General features: G+C 71.9%; 17 protein-coding genes and 1 pseudogene. 7 read left to right on the plus strand and 11 right to left on the minus strand.

The window, feature by feature from the left end; genetic code table 11:
- Positions 1–11 precede the first annotated feature (11 nt).
- From ACWD0F_RS19900 to ACWD0F_RS19925, 6 genes are all read right to left on the minus strand, one after another.
- On the minus strand, positions 12–2,000 hold the full coding sequence (locus ACWD0F_RS19900) for a prolyl oligopeptidase family serine peptidase (protein ID WP_449877401.1): 1,989 nt from the start codon (positions 1,998–2,000) through the stop codon (positions 12–14).
- A complete protein-coding gene (locus ACWD0F_RS19905; RefSeq protein WP_449877403.1) occupies positions 1,997–3,670 on the minus strand; it encodes an ATP-binding cassette domain-containing protein in 1,674 nt (557 codons plus the stop codon). Before ACWD0F_RS19905 ends, ACWD0F_RS19900 begins: the two co-directional genes overlap by 4 nt.
- On the minus strand, positions 3,667–5,316 hold the full coding sequence (locus ACWD0F_RS19910) for an ABC transporter ATP-binding protein (RefSeq protein ID WP_449877405.1): 1,650 nt from the start codon (positions 5,314–5,316) through the stop codon (positions 3,667–3,669). Before ACWD0F_RS19910 ends, ACWD0F_RS19905 begins: the two co-directional genes overlap by 4 nt.
- A gap of 76 nt (positions 5,317–5,392) precedes the next feature.
- Positions 5,393–5,524, minus strand: coding sequence for a SapB/AmfS family lanthipeptide (locus tag ACWD0F_RS19915; RefSeq protein ID WP_449877407.1), 132 nt, complete (start codon positions 5,522–5,524; stop codon positions 5,393–5,395).
- Positions 5,525–5,529: 5 nt separating this feature from the next.
- The gene (gene lanKC / locus ACWD0F_RS19920; protein WP_449877409.1) at positions 5,530–8,052 is read right to left on the minus strand and encodes a class III lanthionine synthetase LanKC; all 2,523 of its coding nucleotides are present in this window, start codon (positions 8,050–8,052) and stop codon (positions 5,530–5,532) included.
- A gap of 135 nt (positions 8,053–8,187) precedes the next feature.
- Positions 8,188–9,246, minus strand: coding sequence for a sensor histidine kinase (locus ACWD0F_RS19925; protein ID WP_449877411.1), 1,059 nt, complete (start codon positions 9,244–9,246; stop codon positions 8,188–8,190).
- A gap of 254 nt (positions 9,247–9,500) precedes the next feature.
- On the opposite strand from ACWD0F_RS19925, the gene ACWD0F_RS19930 reads away from it, so the two are divergent.
- On the plus strand, positions 9,501–10,469 hold the full coding sequence (locus ACWD0F_RS19930) for an aldo/keto reductase (RefSeq protein ID WP_449877412.1): 969 nt from the start codon (positions 9,501–9,503) through the stop codon (positions 10,467–10,469).
- A gap of 25 nt (positions 10,470–10,494) precedes the next feature.
- On the opposite strand, the gene ACWD0F_RS19935 is transcribed toward ACWD0F_RS19930, so the two are convergent.
- Positions 10,495–11,430 carry an NADP-dependent oxidoreductase gene (locus ACWD0F_RS19935; RefSeq protein ID WP_449877413.1) on the minus strand — a complete coding sequence of 312 codons (936 nt, stop codon included), beginning with the start codon at positions 11,428–11,430 and terminating at the stop codon, positions 10,495–10,497.
- Between the two features lie 102 nt (positions 11,431–11,532).
- On the opposite strand from ACWD0F_RS19935, the gene ACWD0F_RS19940 reads away from it, so the two are divergent.
- On the plus strand, positions 11,533–11,946 hold the full coding sequence (locus tag ACWD0F_RS19940) for a winged helix-turn-helix transcriptional regulator (protein ID WP_449877415.1): 414 nt from the start codon (positions 11,533–11,535) through the stop codon (positions 11,944–11,946).
- Positions 11,947–12,071: 125 nt separating this feature from the next.
- Positions 12,072–13,751 (plus strand): DNA polymerase/3'-5' exonuclease PolX, encoded by a 1,680-nt coding sequence (gene polX, locus ACWD0F_RS19945; protein WP_449877417.1) that lies wholly within the window; start codon positions 12,072–12,074, stop codon positions 13,749–13,751.
- 11 nt (positions 13,752–13,762) lie between these two features.
- Here the strand turns inward: polX and ACWD0F_RS19950 are convergent, their stop codons facing one another.
- Positions 13,763–14,194: a YkvA family protein gene (locus ACWD0F_RS19950; protein WP_449877419.1), complete on the minus strand. Its 432-nt coding sequence runs from the start codon at positions 14,192–14,194 to the stop codon at positions 13,763–13,765.
- Between the two features lie 96 nt (positions 14,195–14,290).
- Between ACWD0F_RS19950 and ACWD0F_RS19955 the strand changes: the two are divergent.
- A pseudogene (locus tag ACWD0F_RS19955) lies at positions 14,291–15,031 on the plus strand (DUF4184 family protein); the annotation flags it as partial.
- Between the two features lie 93 nt (positions 15,032–15,124).
- Here the strand turns inward: ACWD0F_RS19955 and ACWD0F_RS19960 are convergent.
- Entirely contained in the window at positions 15,125–15,745 is a 621-nt protein-coding gene (locus ACWD0F_RS19960; protein WP_449877821.1) for a DUF998 domain-containing protein, read from the minus strand.
- Positions 15,746–16,029: 284 nt separating this feature from the next.
- On the opposite strand from ACWD0F_RS19960, the gene ACWD0F_RS19965 reads away from it, so the two are divergent.
- Together ACWD0F_RS19965 and ACWD0F_RS19970 are read left to right on the plus strand one after the other, a co-directional pair.
- Complete coding sequence (locus ACWD0F_RS19965) at positions 16,030–17,076, plus strand: sulfite oxidase (RefSeq protein WP_449877421.1); 1,047 nt, start codon at positions 16,030–16,032, stop codon at positions 17,074–17,076.
- A gap of 142 nt (positions 17,077–17,218) precedes the next feature.
- A complete protein-coding gene (locus tag ACWD0F_RS19970; protein WP_449877423.1) occupies positions 17,219–18,811 on the plus strand; it encodes a WS/DGAT/MGAT family O-acyltransferase in 1,593 nt (530 codons plus the stop codon).
- Here ACWD0F_RS19970 and ACWD0F_RS19975 read toward each other — a convergent pair.
- A complete protein-coding gene (locus tag ACWD0F_RS19975) occupies positions 18,786–19,736 on the minus strand; it encodes an alpha/beta hydrolase (protein ID WP_449877425.1) in 951 nt (316 codons plus the stop codon). The two genes, ACWD0F_RS19970 and ACWD0F_RS19975, sit on opposite strands and share 26 nt — an antisense overlap.
- Positions 19,737–19,770: 34 nt before the next feature.
- Here ACWD0F_RS19975 and ACWD0F_RS19980 point away from each other — a divergent pair, with 34 nt between their 5' ends.
- Positions 19,771–20,700: an aldo/keto reductase gene (locus tag ACWD0F_RS19980; protein ID WP_449877426.1), complete on the plus strand. Its 930-nt coding sequence runs from the start codon at positions 19,771–19,773 to the stop codon at positions 20,698–20,700.
- A 60-nt stretch (positions 20,701–20,760) separates the two neighbouring features.
- Here ACWD0F_RS19980 and ACWD0F_RS19985 read toward each other — a convergent pair whose 3' ends face one another.
- On the minus strand, positions 20,761–21,771 hold the full coding sequence (locus ACWD0F_RS19985) for a polyprenyl synthetase family protein (RefSeq protein WP_449877429.1): 1,011 nt from the start codon (positions 21,769–21,771) through the stop codon (positions 20,761–20,763).
- Between the last annotated feature and the right edge of the window lie 54 nt (positions 21,772–21,825).

The raw sequence follows: 21,825 nt of genomic DNA on the forward strand, positions 1-21,825 counted from the left end.
AACCGGCTCTTTCAGGCCGGGCCGGCCCCGGTGTGTGCGGCCAGGAAGGCCAGGACGTCGGCCGCCAGGCCGATCGACCGGCTGGCCGCGCGCGCCCCGTGCCCCACGTCGAGCTCGTGCCGCAGCAGGATCGGCCGGTCTCCCCCGGTGGCCCACTGCAGCGCGGCGCACATCTTGCGGGCGTGCATCGGGTCCACCCGCGTGTCCCCGGCCGAGACCGTGAACAGCGTCGCCGGGTAGTCGGTGCCCTTCTTGACACGGTGGTAGGGCGAGTAGCCGAGCAGCCAGCCGAGTTGCTCAGGGTCGCCGGGATCGCCGTACTCGCCGGTCCACGAGGGGCCGAGGCCGCTGTGGTGGTAGCGGGCCATGTCGAGCAGCCCGGCCGAGCAGACGGCCGCGGCGAACAGGTCGGGCCGCTGGGTGAGGGCGGCGCCGACGAGCAGGCCGCCGTTCGACTCGCCCCAGATGCCGAGCTGCCCCGGCGTCGTCCACCCGTCGGCGATCAGCTTCTCGGCCGCCGCGACGAAGTCGTCGAACACGTTCTGCTTGCGATCCAGCATGCCGTCCCGGTGCCACGCCTCGCCCTCCTCGCCGCCGCCCCGCAGGTTGGCGATGGCCAGCACGCCGCCGGCCTCGACCCAGGCCAGGGAGTCGGCGGCGTAGCCGGGCAGCAGGGGGATGCCGAAGCCGCCGTACCCGCTGAGGATGGCCGGGCGGGGGCCGCCGCGTGAGGGGAGCGCGACGACGACCATGCGCACGCGGGTGCCGTCGGCCGAGACGTACTCGACGTGGTGGCTGTGCACGTCGGGCAGCACGGGGCGGCCCGGCGCGGCCGACCAGAGGGTGGTGGCGTCGGTGCGGGCGTCGTAGTGCCAGATCTCGGCGGGGGTGACGGCGTCGGTGTAGGTGAACCAGGCTTCGGGGCCGCCGCCGGGGCGCGAGCTGAGCGAGGCGATCGAGCCGCTGCCGGGGAGGGGCACCGCGCCGAGCCGCTCGCCCGTGCGCGCGTGGTGCACGGCGATCTCGCCGACCGCGTGCCGCGTCCTGGAGACGAGCAGCCGGTCGCCGTCCAGCACCGTGAACGTGCCCAGGACCGCCTCCGGGTCCTCGGCGACCAGCTCGTGCCAGACGTCCGGCGTGGCCGGGTCGGCGACGCAGAGCCTGCGCCGGGGGGCGTCCCGGTCGGTGAGCAGGTAGAGGCGGCCGTCGCAGGCCACCGCGCCGGCCGTGCGGGCGTGCGACCCCTCCTGTACGGGACGCGGCCGCGGCTCGGCCGGGTCGCGGCCGGCCAGGTCGGCCAGCCAGAGCTCGTTGCCCGTCGCCGTGCCCGCCGAGATCGTCAACCAGCGGCCGTCGGCGCTGATCTGCACGCTGTAGGAGATCGGCCCACGGGCGAAGACCGGCACGTCCTCGCTCTTCCCGATCCGGTGCAGGTGGACGCCCTCGTGGAAGCGCACGTAGTAGAACGCCTCACCGCCGGGCAGCCAGGCGATCGCGGAGTAGCGGCAGCCGCCGATGGGGCCGTCGACGACCTCGCCCGTGCCGAGGTCCCGGACGTACAGGTCGGCGCGCTCGTCGCCGCTGCGCGAGATCTGGTACGCCAGGCGGCGGCCCTCCAGGTCGGGCTGCCAGTCGTCGAGCGTGGTGAGCCCGGTGGGGTCGAGCTCCATGGGGTCCAGCACGATCCGGTCGTCGCAGTAGAGCACCGGGTGCTCCTGGGAGGTGGATTGGCGCAGGTGGAACCGCTGGTCGCCGCGCCACACGGGCGAGGTGACCAGGCCGGTGTCCCGGAGCTCGACGAGCCTGGCCAGGAAGCGCTCGCGCTGGGGCAGCTTGGCGGCGTGCTCGCGCCACTGCTGGTCCTGCGCCGCGAGCCAGACGCCGGTGCGGGCGGCGCCGGGGTCCTCCAGCCAGCGGTACGGGTCCTCGACGGCGTGGCCGTGCAGGTGGTCGGTGATGGGCTGGCGTTCGGCGGGGGGATAGCTGTCTGGAATTCTCATGACACGGGCTCCGGATGCCAGTGGCCGGCCAGGTCGGCGTAGAGCGGAGCGATCCTGACCAGCTCGTCGTGGGTGCCGATGGTGGCCTGCGCGCCGTCCATGAGCAGGATGCGCCGGGCGCGCAGGGCGGAGGTGAGGCGGTGGGCGACCACGATGAGGGTGCCGCCGCGCCGGGCGAAGGCGGTCTCGGCCCGCGCCTCGGCGGCGGGGTCGAGGTGGCAGGTGGCCTCGTCGAGGATGATCAACGCCGCCGGGGTGAGATAGGCGCGGGTCAGGGCGATGAGCTGGCGCTGCCCGGCGGACAGGGTTTTCGGGTCGAGCCGGGCCGTGTACCCGCCGAGCTCGTCCACCAGCGCCGTGGCTCCGACGGCCGCGACGGCGGCGTCCAGCTCGGCGCCGGGATCGGTGAGGTAGGTCAGGTTCTCCAGGAGGGTGCCGCGGAAGACGTACGCCTCCTGGGGGATCAGCACCCGGACGGCCGGGTCGAGCCGGTCGGCGGGGACGCCGCCGACCAGGACCTCGCCGTCGCCGGGCCGGAGCACACCGCTGATCAGGGCCGCGAGCGTGGACTTGCCGGCGCCGCTGGGCCCGACGACCGCCAGGTGGTCGCCCTCGGGCACGGTGAGGTCCAGGCGGTCGACGACCGGGGTGGAACGAGGGCCGTAGGAGAAGGTGACGGCGCGCAGGCGCACCTCGTGGGTGCGGGGGCGGATCCGGAGGCGGGCCGGCACGGCGGGCGGGCCGGCCGCGCGGATGCGGCCCAGGGTGGCGGCGAGCGTGCTGCCGCTGACGCCGAGCCCCTGCACGAGGCCGCCGAGGGCGGGGGCCAGGGACTGCGTCACGTACGCGAGCGTGCCGACGATCACGCCGGCTCCGAGGCCGCCGCTCAGCAGCCACGGGGTTCCGGCCAGCACGAGGAGGACGGGGAGCCAGCCGCCCACGGCGAGGGCGGCGGTGCGGACGGCGGTCACCCTGGCCAGCGCGCGGGCGGCGGCCGCCTGCTCGCCGACGTCGTGCCGCAGCCGCTCGCTCACCGATTCGCGCAGGTCACAGGCTTCGATGTCGCGCAGCCCGCCCGCCATGGCCGTCATCGAGCCGGACAGGTGCTCGTCGGCCAGCAGGAACGCGCGCTGCCGCCGCACCAGCGCGGGCAGCGACGCCAGGAACAGCACGAGCCCCGCCACGAACGGCGGCAGCACCAGCACGAGCGTCTGCGGAGCCAGCGTCAGCAGCCCCAGCACCACGCTGACCACCGTGAACACGAAGCCGCGCACGGTCGTCACCACGGCCGCGAAGGCGTCCCTGGCCAGCTCGACCTGCAGCCCCGCGCGGGCGACCGCGGCGCTGCCGCCGCCCGTGCGCGGCTCCCGCCGCACGGCCCCCTCCACGACGTGCGCCAGCAGGTCGTCCCTGAACGGCTCCGCCACGCCGGCCACGGCCAGCACGACCTGCCGCGCGGCCACCGCGGCCACCGTCCACGTGACGCCGAGCGCCGCCAGCCACGCCAGCCCGACCAGCGGCTCGGCCCGGGCGAACCCGTCCTCGATGGCCCTGGCGATGGCATGCCCGATGAGGAACGCGGGCGCCGCCTCCAGCACCGACCAGAGCCCGATGCGGACGAGCAGGCGCGGCTCGCGCCGCAGCGCGGTCCAGCAGCCGACGGGCTTCATGACGCCGTTCCCTGGAAGATCGCCCGGTAGCCCGGATCCCGCCACAACACGTCATGCGGTCCCACGGCGCGCACCGTCCCGTCCTCCAGCCAGATGACCCGGTCGGCGCGGGCCGCGGTGGCCGGCCGGTGGGCGGCGATCAGCCGGGTGCGGCCGTGGAAGCCGGCGGTGAGGGCCTGGCCGACCTGGCGTTCGGTCACGGTGTCGAGGCTGGAGGTGGCGTCGTCGAGGACCAGCAGCCGCTCGCCGCGGGCGAACGCCCTGGCCAGGCCGAGCCGCTGCCGTTCGCCGCCGGACATGGGGGCGTCGAGCAGCGGCGTGCCGTAGCCGAGGGGCAGGCGCCGGACGAAGGTGTCCGCGCACGCGGCCCTGGCCGCCTCCTCGTGGCCGGGGCCGATGGCCTGGCCGATCGTCTCGCCGACGAGGACCGGGCGCTCGAAGGCGTACCCGATGGCCTTTCTCAGCTCTTGTCTGGACAGCTCGCCCAGCGGGACCCCGTCGAGCAGGACGGTGCCGCGCTCGGGGTCGGTCAGCCGGCCCGCCAGGGCGGCCAGCAGGGACTTGCCCGACCCCGACCGCCCCACCACGGCCGTCACCGACCCGCCCGGCAGCGTCAGGTCGCCGGCGGTCAGACCGCCGGCCGCGACGTCGCGGAACTCGACCGTGCCCGAGCCGGGCGGGAGCGTCCGCGTGCCGTGCGCGACCGGCGGCAGGTCGAGGACCTCGCCGACCCGCCCGGCGGCGGCCCGCGCCCTGGCCAGGCCCCCGATGTGCCCCAGCGCGGTGCTGAGCGCGGCACCGAGGACGGCGTAGCGGGCGGCGGCGTACAACTCGCCGATGGTGAGCTGCCCGGCGGCGAGCAGGTATCCGCCGGCGATCAGCACGGCGACTTCGAGGAGCGGCACCACCAGCCCGGCCTGGACGGCGGCGGTGGCGTTGGCCCGCCACAGGTCCATGCCGTGGGCGCGCAGCCGGGGCAGGGGCGCGAGCACGCGCCGGGTCTCCTGGGCCTCGGTGCCGGCGGCGGCGATGGTGCGGGCCCCGTCCATGGCGTCCACGAGGCGCGCGGCGATCTCTCCCTGCACCTCCTGGTAACCGCCCGCGAGGATGGTCGTGGTGCGGAGGAAGGCGCGCAGGGCCAGCAGGATGACGACGATGCCCGCCCCGAGCGTCAGCGTCAGGACGGGAGCGATGAGGGTGAGCGCGACCAGGGCGCCCGCTGTGGGCACCAGCAGGGCCAGCGCGCTGATCACCGTTTCCGGCGCCCGGCCGACCTCCTCGGCGTTCAGGCCGGCTCGGGTGACGAGCTCGCCTTCGGGGAAACGGCGGGTGGCCGCGGGACCGGCGCCGAGGAGGTGGCGCAGGACGCCGAGCCGCAGCGTGGCCGCGGCGTGGGCGCCGCTGGCGCCGCGAGCCCAGACGCCCAGGCTTTCGCAGAGCATGACGGTGACGACGAGAGAGGCGCAGAGTGCCGGCCAGGGGATGACGTCCGGCCGGCCGGAGACGAGCGTGTCGACGGTGCGGCCGATGGCGTAGGGAAGGGCCAGCTCGCCGGCCGCCCCCATGACCGCCGTGACCGCGAGCACGGCGGGCCAGGGGCCGTTGTGCCGTACCGCGCCGATCACCAACCGGTCTCCCGCGCGCACGAGGCGCCTCCTTTGTGGGAACATTGATGATGTCCCCGCGCCACTATCGATGACGCGGGGACCCATATCGCCGCTATCAGTGACAGAGTGCGACACTGAGGTTGCTCGGCTTGTTGGAGTGGCATCCGAGAACGGTGAGCGTGCTGCCGCCGCTGGCCACGTCACTGGCCGCGGGGGCCTCGAGACCCTGGAGGTCGAGAAGCACCATGTGAGTTACACCTCCTTCCGGGGTGAGTCGGAGACAGGCCGCTCGGGAGCGGCCTCCAGGAACGGCAAGTGAGCTGGCTGGTCGCCCACCGCTGTGCTGAGGGCGAAAAGCACGCCCGCCGTTCCAGTCGAGAAATCCATGGACAGGCGCTGCAGCTGGTCACCGGGGAAGGCCAGCCCGCCGCCGTACGGCAGTGCGTGCCACCTCAACCCCTTGACGTGATCCTGCGTGTCGCCCGCTCGGGCGGCGAGAATGCCGGCGCGCCCGGTGAACAGTCCTGCCTGGACGAAGAAGCCGGCCCGTCCGACGAGCCGCAGCTCGGTCAGCGCGGTCGCGAACTCCTCGTCGTGCCGGTGCGCGAGATAGCGCTCCAGCACCAGTGCGATGCCGGCGGAGCCCTCGCCGAGGTAGGGCAGCAGCCGCCAGCCCTGGTTGACCTGGAGGGAGCCGTCGTGAGCGTGCTTGCAGCGCCGCAGGTCCTGGCGGAGCGCGGTCGCCGCCAGGTCGAGCAGCGCCGGGTCGCCGGTGTGCTCGTAGGCGTGCAGGAACAGCAGCGCGGGGCCGGAGGAGCCGTACAGCAGCCCGGCGCGCGAATGGTCGCCGCCGCTGATCTCGGAGACGGGCTCGGTGGCGAGCCGGCCGGCGCAGATGTCCACCGCGCGCAGGGCCAGGTCGGTGTAGCCGAAGCGCAGCAGGTTGAGCCCGACGCCGGACAGGCCGGAGAACAGGGCCGATTCCAGCCCGTCCCACTTCTCGCGCAGGCAGACGTCGAGCACGTCGTAGGCGTCGTGGTGGTGCCCGAGCAGGTCGAGCACGTGCGCGATGCCGTGCAGCCCGTCGTACAGGCCGAGCCCCGAGCCGGGGGCCGGGTGGCGGGCGCGGTCGCGTAACCAGCGTTCGTACTCGGGGAAGGGCCCCAGCCCGGCGGCGGCGAGCGCGTAGAGCACGCCGGCCGCGCCGTGGGCCAGGTTGAGCCCGCCTCCGGGCTGGAACTGGGCCACGTCCCCGGGGAAGAGCCGGTCGTCCCGCTCCGGGGTGGCACTGGCCACGATCGCCCGGCACATCGCCTCGCGCAGCTCGGGCCAGGAATCCGGCATCGACGCGGCCTCCTGTGGGGTGTCGCCCGCGATGGTCGCGACCGCCTCGTCCACCATCGTGCCGGGGACGGGGAAGGTCTCCTTGACGATCTCCCCGAGGTCGAACACCTTGGCGCGGTGCAGTGGCAGCATGATCGTGCACTGCGGCGCGAACAGACCGAGGCGCAGGCACGCGAGCGAGTACCGGTCGGCGTCCACGCCGTACCGGTCGGCCGGCGGGACGAAGGCGGGGTGGGCGAGCGCCGCGCGGGCCCCGTCGCCGGCGAGCGTGGCGACCTCGTAGTCGATCAGCGCGACCCGGCCGTCCTCGGTGAGCAGGATGTTGTCCGGGTGCAGGTCGCCGAAGACGACCCCGCGCTCGTGCAGCGAGGTGATCGCCAGCGCCACGTTCTCCAGGGTCTCGACCGCCCACGTGGTGTAGGCGGCGAGGTCCTGCTCGGTGCAGGTGGCTCGGGTCAGCGGGTAGTCGAACACCAGCCGCCGCTGCAACGGCGTGCCGTCCACGAACTCCTGGACGAGGAAGTGGTGCTCGCCCAGCGTGAAGTAGCCGAGCAGGGCGGGCGCGGCGGGCAGTCCCGACAGGCGTTCGAGGATGTCGCGCTCGTGCCGGAGCCGGGCGACGGCGTCGCGGCCCGCCGCGTCGAGGCCGGCGTGCGGCCTGGCCTCCTTGAGGACCACCCGCTCCCCGGTGCTCGTGTCCCGCCCGAGGTAGACGCCGCCGCCGTTGGAGAAGTGCAGGACACTCTCGATCGTGTACGGCAGCCCGCCCAGCGTCACGGCGTTGCGCGCGGCCAGATGCGGCTCCAGGAACCCGGGCAGCGTCGTCCACGGCGGCACCGAGAACGTGGCGCCGCGCACGTCGGGGATGAGCTGCCCGTCGCCGTCCGCCACGGCCAGCACCCGCTCGCCGGCGGCGGACAGGCAGTGGCGCTCGGCGAAGCCGCCGTACCTGACGAACAGCGGGCCGGCGCCGTAGCGCAGGTCGCTCAGGATGTACGGGCCGCGCACGTCGCGCAGGAGCTCGTCGAGCTCCTTGAGCACGAGTTCGAGCTGGCCCTCGTCCCTGGGGTAGATGGTGATCAGTTTGCCGCTGGACGCGCGGGAGGCCGCCTTGGAGTTGACCATGACCAGCACGGGGGCGCCGCGCAGGAACTTGAACGCGATGGCCCTCGGGAAGCAGTAGTCGCGGACGGCGGCGATGGCTTTCTCCGCGTCTTCCACTCGTGCGGAAACGTGGATTTTCCACCCTTGGCCGGGAAGCGGCGGCTCATTGTCGGGGGCGAAATAGGCCCACGTGTCGGTGCGGGCGGTGGACCAGCCGGCGGGTACGGTCTCGCGCAGAAGAGGAAAGTCGGCGTCATCGGCCGTGCTGTGCTCGATGGTGTCGTAGAAATACGGGTCTACCAGGCAGTACAGCTCATACTTGTCCATCTGGCGCGGACCTCCTGGGCGGCGTGCTTCAAAGATTGCCGCTTCGGAGGGGTGGGGTCTAGTTACACGTAACATTGACGAAATGTGGATATCTCATATGCATTTGTGAGCTTTACACAATTAACCAGGTAGAGGTTATTTCTTTCGTGGGACGTACACGCTGAACGTGAACTGGCCGCTTCTCGACGACGTCGCCTCCAGCCAGCCACCCAGGGCGGACACCCGCTCCGCCATGTTCAGCAGGCCCTGGCCGGCGTCGCCGGGGCGGCGGGGCGGGCGCACCCCGTCGTTCCTGATCGTCAGGCGGACCATCCGCTCGCGTTCGAGGAGGTGGATGGAGCACTGGCGGGCCTCGGCGTGCCGCAGGACGTTCGTCACGCCCTCGCGCAGGGAATGCGTGAGGGCCTCCTCCATCTCGTCCGGCAGGTCGTGGCAGGACACCCTGATCTGGCAGCGGACGCGTACCGACTCCAGCAGCGAGCGGGCCGAGCCCAGCTCCGCCGCCAGCGAGGAGCTGCGCAGGCCGTGGGCGACCGCCCGGACGTCGGCGGACAGACTGCGCAGCAGCTCGATCGTCTCCGTCATCTCATCCTCGGCCCGCTTGTCCCCCTCGGCCACCAGCCGCTGCGCGAGCTGCGCCTTCAGGACCAGGACCGTGAGCCGGTGACCGACCAGGTCGTGCAGGTCGCGGGTGAAGCGCCGGCGCTCCAGCGCGACGGCCTTGCTCATGACCTCGGTACGCGCCTCCGCGAGCTGAGCGGCTCGCCTGGCCAGCGTCACCAGGGCGTACTCCATCACGCCGAGCAGCGGACCGGCGATCACCCAGACCAGGTCAATCATGGAGCGTTCCGGCGCGGCGAGCAGCACCAGGGGGCAGCACATCGCCAGCACCACCAGCACGACCGACCCGATCCGGGCCGCCGTCATCAGCAACGCCCCGACCAGCAGCGCGCACACCGGGGTCCACGCCGCCCCGAAGACCGGCAGCGGCAGGTACGTCAGCCAGGCCTGGACGGCCACGATCCACCACGATCCGGCCCGGCGCGCCGGGGTCTCCGTGATGAACTTGACGTGCAGAGCCAGCAGCACGAGCAGCGTGAGCGTGCCCTCGACCACCATCCCCGACCCGGCCAGCCCGGTCTCGATCGCCACGATGAGGCCGACGCCCCCCGCCACCAGCCCCGCGCCGCCCACCCAGGAGGAAGACGAGAGAATCTCTAATTTGGCACGTGCACGCGACACGAGCCCACGGCGTGTGTGTTCCACCCCACCCCCGGTTCAAGATCCGCAAATCCCGGTCGCGCCACGAACCGCCGTTCCCCCGCCGGCTCGTGCCTCTAATCGACCTGATCGACTACCGCTCTGTAAAGGTCATCGCCGTTTTTGGACAACCATGACCCCCCGGGGCGCATCGATCAACCGGTGGGCCGGACCCTATCGTTGACGACATGGATTACACACGGCTTGGCAATACCGGCTTGCAGGTCTCACGCCTCTGCCTCGGCATGATGAGTTACGGCGATCCCGCGCGGCAGGAATGGGCGCTGGCGCGGGACGAGGCCGAGCCGATCGTGCGCAGGGCGGCCGACGCGGGCGTGACGTTCTTCGACACGGCCGACATCTACAGTCGCGGCGAGAGCGAGGTCGTGACCGGCGAGGTGCTGCGCCGCATCTTCCCCCGGCGCGAGGACTACGTGCTGGCGACCAAGGTCTACTACCCCATGGGCAAGGGCGCCAACGACGGCGGCCTGTCGCGCAAGCACATCTTCGCCGCCGTCGACGCCTCGCTGGCGCGGCTCGGCACCGACTACGTGGACCTCTACCAGATCCACCGCTGGGACGACGAGACGCCCATCGAGGAGACCATGGCGGCCCTGCACGACGTGGTCAAGGCGGGCAAGGCCCGCTACATCGGCGCGTCGAGCATGTGGGCCTGGCAGTTCGCCAAGGCGCAGCACGCGGCCGAGGCGAACGGCTGGACGAAGTTCGTCTCCATGCAGAATCACTACAACCTGCTCTTCCGCGAGGAGGAGCGCGAGATGGGGCCGCTCTGCGCCGACCAGGGCGTGGGCATGATCCCGTGGAGCCCGCTGGCGCGGGGCGTGCTGGCGCGGGCCGGCGCGGCGGCCACCACCGCCAGAACCGGGTCGGACGAGCGCATCGACTACCTGTACGACCCGCAGAACGACAAGCTGATCCTCGACCGGGTGGCCCAGCTCTCCCAGGATCGCGGCCTGCCCGCCGCGCAGATCGCGCTGGCCTGGCTGCTCCATCAGCCCGGCGTCAACGCGCCGATCGTCGGGGCCACCAAGGACCGGCACGTCGACGACGCGGTGGCCGCCGTGTCGGTGTCGTTGTCGGAGAAGGAGCTGCGCTTTCTCGAAGAGCTGTACCGGCCGCGCGAGGTGCGCTTCTGATCCGGGCCCTCTCCCCCGTAGGCGTTCAGGGAATGAGGACGAGACGGCCGCGCAGGCCGCCTTCGGCGAGGCGCCGGTGGGCGGCGGCGACCTGGTCCAGGGGCCTGGTCTCAGCGACGCGGAGGGTGAGCGAGCCCGCTTCGGCCAAGGCGACGAGGTCGGACAGGCGTGCGCCGTCGGCGCGGATCCAGTGGTTGAAGACCCGGGTGCCGCGCAACGGCGCCGGCGCTCCACCCGCGACCACCGCGGCGAAGGCCCCACCTGAGCGGACCGCGTCGAGGGCGGCCGCCCCGACCACGGCGGCGTCCAGTGCCGCGTGGACGCCCCCCGGGACGAGGGTGCGGACCGCCTCGCCCAGCCGTGCCGTACGGGGCACGAACAGAGCCGCTCCGAACCCGCGTACCAGTGGCTCATCGTCGGCCCCGGCGACCGCGACCACGTGGAGCCCGCGCGCCACGGCCAGTTGGACCGCGAAGCCGCCGACGGCACCGGCAGCACCGGTCACCAGCAGCGTCTGCCCGGCGGTCAGGCCGAGCCGGTCGAGCGCCTGCACGGCGGTGAGCCCGTTCAGGGGCAACGTCGCGGCCGCCACGGGTGAGACGCCCGCCGGCGCGCGGGTGACCGCGTCCGCGTCGAGCACGACATGGTCGGCCTGGGCGCCGAGCGGCACGTCGAGCCGGTCGGACAGGCCGATCACCCGCTCCCCGCGGACGAATCCGGCGACTCCCGGGCCCGTCTCCTCGACGACTCCGGCGACGTCCCAGCCGATGCCGATCACCTCCCGTGCCGGCAACAGGCCCGCCTCGGAGAGGCCACCGGAGCGGGTGGCCAGGTCGACGGGGTTGACCGTCGCGGCCTCGACCCGGATCAGCACCTGCCCTTCTCCCGCGACCGGCACCGGCGTTTCCGCGATCTCCAGCACCTCGGGCCCGCCGAAGGCACGGACGACGACTGCACGCATGAGTTCTCCCCTTGTCTCAGGACTTGGGGACCACCGTAGGGAGAGCTACTCTCTGACAGGAAGTACGCACCTCAAGGTGCGTATCGCACGCAGAGGAGCCCGATGACCACCCGCACCGCCGCGCAGCAGCGTGCGGAGGCCCGCGTCGCCTACGACGCCTACCTCGCGCACTGCCCGGCCCGCCAGCTCCTCGACCGCATCAGCGACAAGTGGGTGAGCCTGCTGCTCAACGCGCTCGCCGGCGGCCCGCAGCGCTACAGCGATCTCTCCCGCACCGTCGCCGGGGTCAGCCAGAAGATGCTCACCCAGACCCTGCGCACCCTGGAACGCGACGGGCTGGTCTCCCGGTCGGTCACACCCTCTGTCCCGGTACGGGTCGACTACGCCCTCACCCCGCTGGGCATCAGCCTGCTGCCCGTGATGCAGGCCATCAAGAGCTGGGCCGAGACGCACATCGAACAGGTCACCGCCGCCCGCGACACCTACGACAGCGGCACCGCCCCTGTGCGGCGTTGACGCGCGGCGTCGTACGGGCCGCGTGAGGTGCGCTGGTGCGGGGACGGCTTCCCGGCGTCGTACCGGCCGCGTGAGGTGCGCTGGTGCGGCTCGGGATTGTCGGAGCCGCGCCCTAAAGTATGGGCATGCGGGCAAATGAGGAGGCGGCGTCGGCGCTGCAGGAATACGCGGAGCTGTTCGCGCTCTGCGGCGGCGACGCCTTCCGGGTGCGGAGCTACCAGAAGGCGGCCAAGGCGATCGCGGGGTTCCCGGAGGACATCTCGGTCGTCGATGTGCGCGGCGTTCCCGGCGTGGGCGAGGCGATCGCGAAGAAGATGGAGGAGTTCCTCCAGCGCGGGAGCTTCCGCCAGCTCGACGACCTGCGGGGGCGGGTGCCCGAGGGCGTGCGCAAGCTGACCCGGGTGCCGACGCTGGGGCCGAAGACGGCCATCATGCTGTTCGAGGACTTCGGCATCGACTCCCCCGCCGCGCTCAGCGAGGCGGTCACGTCGGGGCGGCTCGACGGCGTCAAGGGCCTCGGCCCCAAGACCCTGGCCAACCTGCTCAAGGGCGTCGAGCAGCTTGAGCAGTCCGGCCGCCGGGTGCACATCGGCGTCGCCATGTCGCTGGCCGAGCAGGTGATGGCGTCGCTGACGGCCGAGCGCATCGCCTACGCGGGGTCGCTGCGGCGCATGAAGGACACCATCGGCGACATCGACATCCTCGCGGTCGCGCCCGAGTCCATCATGGACGACTTCCGCGCCCAGCCCTACGTCGCCGACGTCATCGCGGCGGGCGACAAGAAGACCTCGATCCGCACGACCTCCGGCACCCAGGTGGACCTGCGCGTGGTGCCCGCCGGGTCGTGGGGCGCCGCCATGCAGTACTTCACGGGTTCCAAGGAGCACAACGTCGCCATCAGGGAGATGGCGGTGAAGAAGGGCTGGAAGTTGTCCGAGTACGGGCTGTTCGAGGGCGAGCGGGTGATCGCCGCCGACTCCGAGGAGGACATCTACGCCGCCCTCGGCATGCAGTTCGTGCCGCCGCCGATGCGGGAGGACGGCGGGGAGGTCAAGGCGGCGCTGCGGGGCGAGTTGCCGGCGCTGGTGGAGCTGGCCGACCTCCGGGGCGACCTGCACACGCACACCGACCTGACGGACGGCATCGCCTCGCTGGAGGACATGGTGGCGGCCGGCCACGCCCGGGGTTACGCCTATTACGCGGTCACCGACCACGCGCCCGACCTGACGATGCAGCGGATGACTCTGGACAAGGCGCTGGAGCAGCGGGGGCAGGTGGCAAAGCTTCAGCAGAAATATCCTGACATGCGGCTCCTGCACGGCACCGAGCTCAACATCGCCCCCGACGGGTCCGTCGACTGGCCCGAGGAGGTGCTGCGCGAGTTCGACGTGTGCGTGGCCTCGGTGCACTCGCACTTCGGCATGCCCAGGGACGAGATGACCCGCCGCTTCATCACCGCCTGCGAGAATCCGTACGTCGACATCATCGGGCATCCCACCACGCGCAAGATCGGCAAGAGGGAGCCCGTGGACGCCGACTGGGACGCCGTCTTCCGCGCGGCCGCCCGCACCGGGACGGCCATGGAGATCGACTCCTATCCCGACCGGTCCGATCTGCCGAGTGATCTGGTGCGGCTGGCCAAGCATCATGGAGTGAAGTTCTCGATCGACAGTGATTCGCATGCGATCCCGCATCTGGGTCATCAGCGGTTCGGGGTGGGGATCGCGCAGCGGGCTTGGCTGACGTCGGAGGATGTCATCAATACGTGGCCGTTGGAGCGGTTGCTGGGGTTTTTGGGGCGCTGAGGCGGGTGGGGCTAGGCGGATTCCTCCAGGGGTCCCTTCAGCCCTGTGAGCCGTGCCAGTGCCGCGAACCCGTCCGCGCTTCCCGGCCAATGCCGTTCGACGGCCGCCGGCCCGGCCCGCCGTACGACCGATCTGAGCACCACCGCCACGATGATGACGTCGTCGGCGTACCCGAGGACGGGGATGAAGTCCGGAATCAGGTCGATAGGGAAGGCCAGGTAGACGAGCAACAGCCCCAGGCGGATGCGTACGCCGCGAGGAAGCGTGTGATCAGCGGCAAGCCGCCGTACAAGTCGCAACATGTCCGGCAGCAGCCGCAGAGACTCCCGCAACACCCCACCCCGGGGACGGACGACGGCCAGCGCGACCACCAACGCGGCCCACGACACCACCACCGCGACCGCCACGCCGATCACCAGGTCCCACCACCACGTACCGGTCACGATCCTCCACCTTCCACCAAACCCGGCCAGGCACCCGTCAGCCCGCTGCCGGGCAACGGCCGCCCTCGGTCCTGATCGCATGAACGATAATGCCGTGTGCCGTTCACGCTGAGCCATGTCGCGGCGATCCTGCCGATGCGGCGGTGGCTGCCGCCGTCCGCGCTGGCGGTCGGGGCGATGGTGCCCGATCTGCCGTACTACCTGCCGCTGCCGTTCTCGTCGGCGAGCACGCACGCGTGGTGGGGGCCCCTGCTGGGAGTGCCGGCGGGCGCGGTGCTGCTGGTGCTGTTCCACCGGGTGGTCCGGGCGCCGCTGACCGCGCTGGCCCCCGAAGGGTTGCGCGCCCGGCTGCCCGACGCGGCGCGGCCGGCGCCCGCGGCGGTGGTGGCGGCGCTGCTCGCCGGAATGGCCACGCATCTGGTCTGGGACGGGTTCACGCAGGCGGGCGGGTTCGCGGTGGCTCACTGGCAGGTGCTGCGCCTGCCGGTCGTCGGCCCGCATCGGGTGTTCAACGTGCTCATGTACGCCGGCTCGGCAGGCGGTCTGGCGACTCTGGCCGGATGGCTCGTGCTCTGGTACCGGCGGACCCCGGCCCGGCCGGAACGGCTGCCGGGGGTGACGGCCGGGCTGCGCGGCGCAGTGCCAGGGGCGGCGGCCAGGCGGCGCGGCGCGGTACCGAAGGTGGCGGCCAGGCGGCGCCGCGCGGTGCCGGTCGCGGTCGCGCTGGCGGCGATCGCCGGCGCTACCGCCGGGGCGATGACCGATCGGGCCGCGGTGAGCGGCTACGACCTGGTGCGGAGCGTGATCCTGGGAGGCGCCGACGGGGCCGCTGCGCTGCTCGCCTGCTATGTGCTGGCCTGGCACGGGCGGAACGCGATGCGCATCCGGCGGGCGGCCCGTACCACGGGGTACCTCATGCGTCAGAAGACCTCATCCGCGCGCCAGCCGGTGTGCCCGGACATTGAGTACGCCCAGCATGCCGATGGCGGCGAGGACCAGCAGCCGCTCGGCGAGCCCGATCAGGACGCGGTGCCCCGGGAACGCGGCGAACAGCATGGCCGCGCCGGCCGCCAGGACGACGATCGCCAGCCCGCGCACAGGGGCGGCCACCCCGCGCCAGCTCGGCTGCCGCGACAGATGGCGGGCCAGGATGAGGCCGGCTACGGGAAGGACGGCGAAGGCCGCGAAGGAGACGTAGCGATGAACGTAGCCGGTCGTGGTCAGGTCCATGCCCGCCGGGTTGGTGGGGATCACGGCGGAGGCGATCACGCCGACGCTCCACAACAGCAGCAGCGCGATGGTGGTCCTGGTCAGCGGCGCCCGGGTGGCGCGCAGGACCACCAGCAGAATCAATGACGCCACACCTGCGACGAACATGCCGGTTTCCACGGCCCCGCCCCTGTCCGAGGCGGCGAAGTCACTGATCGTGCTGCCGAACGCGGACAGGTTGTCGTCCGCTTCGAAGTGGCCGGCCACGACAAGCACGGCCGCAACGGCGAGAGCCACCCCTGAAATCCTGGCCAGCACCTGGGTTCTCACGCATCTCCTCATACATATCGGGCGAAATGAGCGGGTCTGAGCCTACTCGTCACCTAAATGGCTAAGAGAGAAGGTCCTGCCCTTTGGAGACGGCCTGCTCATCCCCCGCGCCGCGGCGGGATCGCCTGACCAGGATCTGGCGCCGGAGGCGGTTCCTCCCTTCCGGCGGCCGGGTAAGGCCAGGAGAGATGGAATGGAACGTTCCGGCAGAGTTTGGCCAGGCGGGGTGCGGGGGAACAGCGCGAGGAGATTAAATGGTTTCCAGGTAGGAAATAGGTATTACGGAGGTGGCGTCTATGAAGCAGACCCTGGCGACGATCGTGAAGCCGCTGCCCGATCACCTGTTCAGGGTGCACGGAGAGAACGTCGAGATGCGGTGGGAGGCCATGTCGGGGCAGGGGTACCACACCCCGAACGACCGGTTCTTCGTGCGCAACCACACCTCCACCCCGCTCATCGACGCCACCACCTGGCGGCTGCGGGTGCACGGGGCGGGCGTGCGATGTCCGCGCGACTTCGGCTACGAGGAACTGCTCGCCATGCCGTCGCGGACCTACGACGCGGCGATCGAGTGCGCGGGCAACGGCCGGCGGTTCTACGGGACGCAACAGCACGACCCCGCGCCGGGGACGCAGTGGGGGCTGGGGGCGATCGGGGTGGCGCGGTGGCGCGGGGTGCCGCTGGCGTACCTGCTGAAGGAGGCCGGGCTGCTGCCCGGTGCGGTGGACGTGCTGCCCACGGGGCTGGACGCGCCGTTCGAGGACTACGGGCACGTACGCAGGCCGCTGCCGCTCGGCAAGGCCATGGACGACGTCCTGGTGGCCTATGAGATGAACGGCCGCCCGCTGCCTCCCGACCATGGATTTCCGGTGCGACTGGTGGTGCCGGGATGGGTGGGAATAGCGTCCATCAAATGGCTCGGCGACATAGAAGTTTCCACGAAAAAGCTGCACAGCCCGTGGGACACGGTCTTTTATCGTGACGTCACGACGCAACCGGTGAAGAGCGCTTTCGAGCTCGCCTGGAATGCGCGTCTGCCCGTCGGCGGCCCGCACATCCTGCACGGAAGGTCCTGGTCAGGACGGGGCAGAATCGTCCGGGTGGAGGTCAGCTTCGACGGCGGGCTGAGCTGGCGCAGGGCGGAGCACCGTGGTCAGCGCCTGGTCGGCGCCTGGTTGCCCTGGCACATCTCGTGGTCGCCACGGCGCACCGGAGCGTATACGCTCATGGCGCGAGCCACCGACGAGACCGGCGCCACCCAACCGCTGACGACCTTGCGGCATCCCTTCGGCTACCTGTTCGACGCGGTCGTGCGGCATCCCCTACACGTGGTCAATGGATAGGTAAATGTCACCGATCCCGGCTGAGCAGGTCATTTCCTATTCGCCGGCACGGCGCACCTGAATTCATCTGAAAGACTCTCGCGGAAACCGTACGGACATCCTCCCCTGTGATGCTGTGCAGATCACGAGAAAAGGAGAGCAGATGCGTCAGCTCACCGCACTCGACGCCCAGTTCCTCAATGTCGAGACGGCGACCACCGCCGCGCACGTGGCCGGGCTGGCGATCCTCCACTCGGCCGACGGTGCGGTCACCAGGGCCGCGCTGGCCGAGCTGCTGCGCGAGCGCGTGCATCTGTCGCCCGCGCTCAGTCTCCGGCTGTCCGAGGTCCCGCTCGGGCTGGACCTCCCCTACTGGGTGGCCGATCCCGGCTTCGACATCGACCACCACCTGCACGAGATGACGTTGCCCGATCCGGGAGGCGACTGGCAGCTGGCCGAGGCCGTGGCGGAGATCCACACGCGCAGGCTCGACCGGGCGCACCCGCTGTGGGAGATGCACCTGATCCACGGGCTCGGCGATGACCGGGTCGCCGTCTACACGAAGGTGCACCACGCGGCCATCGACGGCATCTCGGGCGCGGAGACCCTCGCCACCCTGCTCGATCTCACTCCGGACGTCCGGCGGCCCACCGCCGCGCCGCCGCTCCCGGACGGCACTGCGCCGCGACTCGCGGCGGACGAGCAACGGCGCGCCGCTGCGACACCGCACCCGACGCCGGACGGGCCGGGGCTGATGGAGATGCTGACCGGAGCCGCCGTCCGCACCGCGACTCATCCCGTGCGCGCCGTCCAGTCCGTGGTCAGGGCCGCGGGCGACCTGGACGCCATTCCGCTGGCCGCCGGGATGCCGGGCGCGAAGCTGATCGCCAAGGCCGCGCGCCTCGTCTCCGGCGACCGGCACCAGCGCAGCGAGCTGCCCAGTCTCACCGTGCCGCGCACCCCGCTCAGCGGACCGCTCAGCGCGCGCCGGCACGTGTCGTTCGGCTCGTTGTCGCTCAAGGACGTCAAGAACGTCGCCAAGGCCAACGGCCTGAGCGTCAACGACGTCGTCATGACGTTGTGCACCTCGGCGCTGCGCTCGTGGTTGCGGGAGCGGGACGCGCTGCCGGAGGCGCCGCTGATCGTGGCCGTCCCCGTGGCGGTCCGTACGGCCGGAGCCAAGGACGTGGTCGGCAACCAGATCTCCGCCATGGTCGCCCCCATGCCCACCAACGTGCCGGACCCCAAGGAGCGGCTGCGCGTCGTCGGCGCGACCATGGGCCGGGCCAAACGGCGGTTCGCGCAGGCTCCGGCGACGTGGCTGAGCGAGTTGTGCTCGCTGCTGCCGGCACCGATCACCAGCCTGGCCACGCCGGCCATCTTCAAGCTGGCCGGGCTGGCGTTCCCGCCGATCAACCTGATCATCAGCAACGTGCCGGGCCCGCAGTTCCCGCTCTACCTGTGCGGCGGAAGGGTGCTGTCGTACTATCCGCTGTCCGTCCTGACGGACATGAGCGGCGGCCTGAACATCACCTGCTTCTCCTACGACGGCATGCTCGACTTCGGCATCGTGGCCTGTCCCGAACGGATGGACGACGTGTGGGGCCTGCTGGGCCACCTGCGCACGGCGCTGGACGAGCTGCTGGACGAGCGGACGGGCGATGAGTTCCGCGACGGGGCCGATCCGGTGACCGGTCAGCCGGATCGGCTCGCCGTCGCGGCGGCGGGGGTCAGCGCGCGCCGATCGCATTCATGAGCATCGGGTACGCCCGGTGCAGCTCCCGCTGCCAGTAGGTGTGCTGGTGCCCGCCACGGTAGAAGTGGGTGCGCACCGGGATGTCCAGCTCGTCCAGCCGCCCGGCGAACGCCCTGGCCGCCCGGTTCGCCAGGTCCTCCACCAGATCGCCCTCCCCGGCCGCCACGTACAGCTCGACACCTTCGAGCCGTTCCGCCTGGTCATAGGGGTTGTGCGCGCGCCAGACGTCCCGCTGCTCCGCCGGATCGCCCCAGACGCGCTTCCAGTCGGTGCCGAAGCAGCCGAGCGTGGTCCCGGCCATCACCGCCTGGGGGACGCCGGGGGCGAGGATGTGCACGGCGCCGCTGAAGGAGGCCGCCGCCTTGAACCGGCCCTTCGCCGCGTACAGCATGGCGCCCTGCCCGCCCATCGAGTAACCCGCGACGGCCCGCTCTGGGCCGGCCCGGTAACGGGCTTCGAGCAGCGGCAGCAGCTCCTTGAGATGGTAGGTCTCCCAGCGCGGGGGGCCGCCGTCGCCGCCGTTCCACCAGTCGGAGTAGCTGCCGCATCTGCCGCCGTCCGGCATCACGACCAGGACGCCGGTGCCGCGGGTGAGCGCCTCGGCGTCGGTCTTGGCGGTCCACGAGGTGTAGGTGTCGAGGCCGCCGTGCAGCAACCACAACACCGGCCAGTCCGTACGCGACTCCCAGCCCTCGGGCAGCAGCAGGCGCACCTTCGTGGTGTCGCCGAGCGCCTCCGACCTGATCGTCAGCTCCATCCGGCGCTCGTCGAGCCGATGCTCCGCCACGACCTCCGCCGGGGTTCCGGTCTCTGCGGCACGGGGTTTCGGCTTGACCAGCTCCCCGGGGTCGATGAGCACCACGGCTACGGCGAGCAGGAGCAGGCCACCGGCGACGACCAGGCAACCGCGTAATCGGGGCGGCATGAAGCCTCCTTGTCGGTCCGCGGATAATAGCCGTATGAGATCGATCAGCACCACGGCCCTGTCCGTTTCCCCCATATCGCTCGGCACCAACGTTTTCGGCTGGACAGCCGACAAGGAGACCTCGTTCGCGGTCCTGGACGCCTACGTCGAGGGCGGCGGCAACTTCCTCGACACGGCCGACGTCTACCCGTACTGGGCGACCGGCGAGTCGACCTCCGAGTCGATCATCGGCGAGTGGATGGCCGAGCGTCGTAACCGTGACTCCATCGTGCTCGCCACCAAGGTCGGCATGCTGGAAGGGCTCAAGGGGCTCGCGCCCGCGACCATCCGCACGGCCGTCGAGGACTCGCTGCGCCGCCTCCGTACCGACTACATCGACCTCTACTGGGCGCACGCCGACGATCACGACACGCCGCTGGTGGAGTCGCTGGGCGCCTTCGACGCGCTGGTGCGCGAGGGCAAGGTCCGCTATGTCGGGGCGTCCAACTATGCCGCGCCGCGCCTGTCGGAGGCCCTCAAGATCTCCGACGAGGAGGGGCTGGTCCGCTACGTGGCGTTGCAGCAGCCGTACAACCTGGTCGAGCGCGCCTACGAGGCGGAGCTCCGGGACGTGGTGGCCGGGGAGGGGCTGTCCAGCACGCCGTACTTCGGGCTGGCGCGCGGCTTCCTGACCGGCAAGTACGCGCCCGGTGCGACCGTCGACTCGCCGCGGGCGGGGAAGGCGGCCGAGTATCTGGAGACGGCGCACGGGCGCCGGACGCTGGAGGCGCTGGCCCAGGTGGCGGCCGAGCGCGAGGTGGCGCCGGCCTCGGTGGCGCTGGCCTGGGTCGCCGCCCAGCCGACCGTCGCCGCGCCGATCGCCAGTGCCCGCAACGTCGACCAGCTCGGGCCGCTGCTGGCCGCGGCCTCGCTCACGCTGAGCGCCGACGACCTGGCCCTCCTGGGCACGGCCTCCCGTCCCTGACCCGTCACCCAGGGTCCGTCACTCGGGGCCCGTCCGTCTGGGCCTGTCACTTAGGGCCCGTCAGTTGACGCGGTCGACCAGGGAAGCGCAGACCGCGCGCAACGCCGCCGCCTCCGGCAGGCATTCGTCCACGACTGCCAGGGCCGAAGAGACGTACCGATCGGCCAGGGCCTGAGCCGCCGCGCGACCGCCCGCCTCCTCCACGAGCCGGGCGGCCTCCCGCACGGAGTCCTCGTCGGTGACCCCGGCCGACAACAGGGCCGACAGCTCGCGGGCGGCGGCCCCGCCGGAGCCCAGAGCGGCGAGGACGGGAAAGGTTTTCTTCTCTCTCCGCAGGTCGTTGTGCACGGGCTTGCCCGTGACGACCGGATCGCCCCATATCCCGAGCATGTCGTCCACGATCTGGAACGCCACCCCGAGATCCCGTCCCATCCCCCACATACGATCCCCCAGCTCGGGAGCCCCGCCGAGGGCCACGCCGGCCGCCGCGGCGGCGCCCAGCAAGCCGCCCGTCTTGCCGGCCGCCATCTCCGCGTACTCGTCGGCGGCGACCTGGTGGGGCCCGTGCCAGGGCCGGTTCTCGAAGGCCAGGTCGGCGGTCTGTCCTTGGACGAGCTCGACGAGGGCCGCCGACAGGTAGGGCATGGCCTCCGGCCGCCCCGCGAGCCGGCTGACGGCCAGGGCCAGCAGCGCGTCCCCGGCCAGCAGCGCGGGCCCGACGCCGTACGCCTTCCACAGCGCCTCGCGGTGCCTGCGCTGCTCGTCGTGGTCGATGATGTCGTCGTGCGCGAGGGAGAACGCGTGCACGAGCTCCACCGCCACCGCCGCCGGCAGCGCCGACTCGGCGGTGGCGCCGACGGCCTCGGCGGCGAGCATGGCGACGGCCGGCCGCACGCCCTTGCCGCCGTCGCCGCTGTGCGGTCTGCCGTCCGCGTCCGACCAGCCCAGGGCGAATGCGGCCATTCTGGCGCCCCACGGATGCAGGACCGAAACGGCGTCCCGCAGTGCGGGTTCGAGCAGGTCCCGGCAGCGGATCACCGCACCGCCGGCCAAGGGGTGGCTGAAAGTCAACAGGCGCTCCTACCCGGGTACGATCTTGAACCTACATGCATAAGCATGTGATAC

Source organism: Nonomuraea sp. NPDC002799, assembly GCF_053592075.1.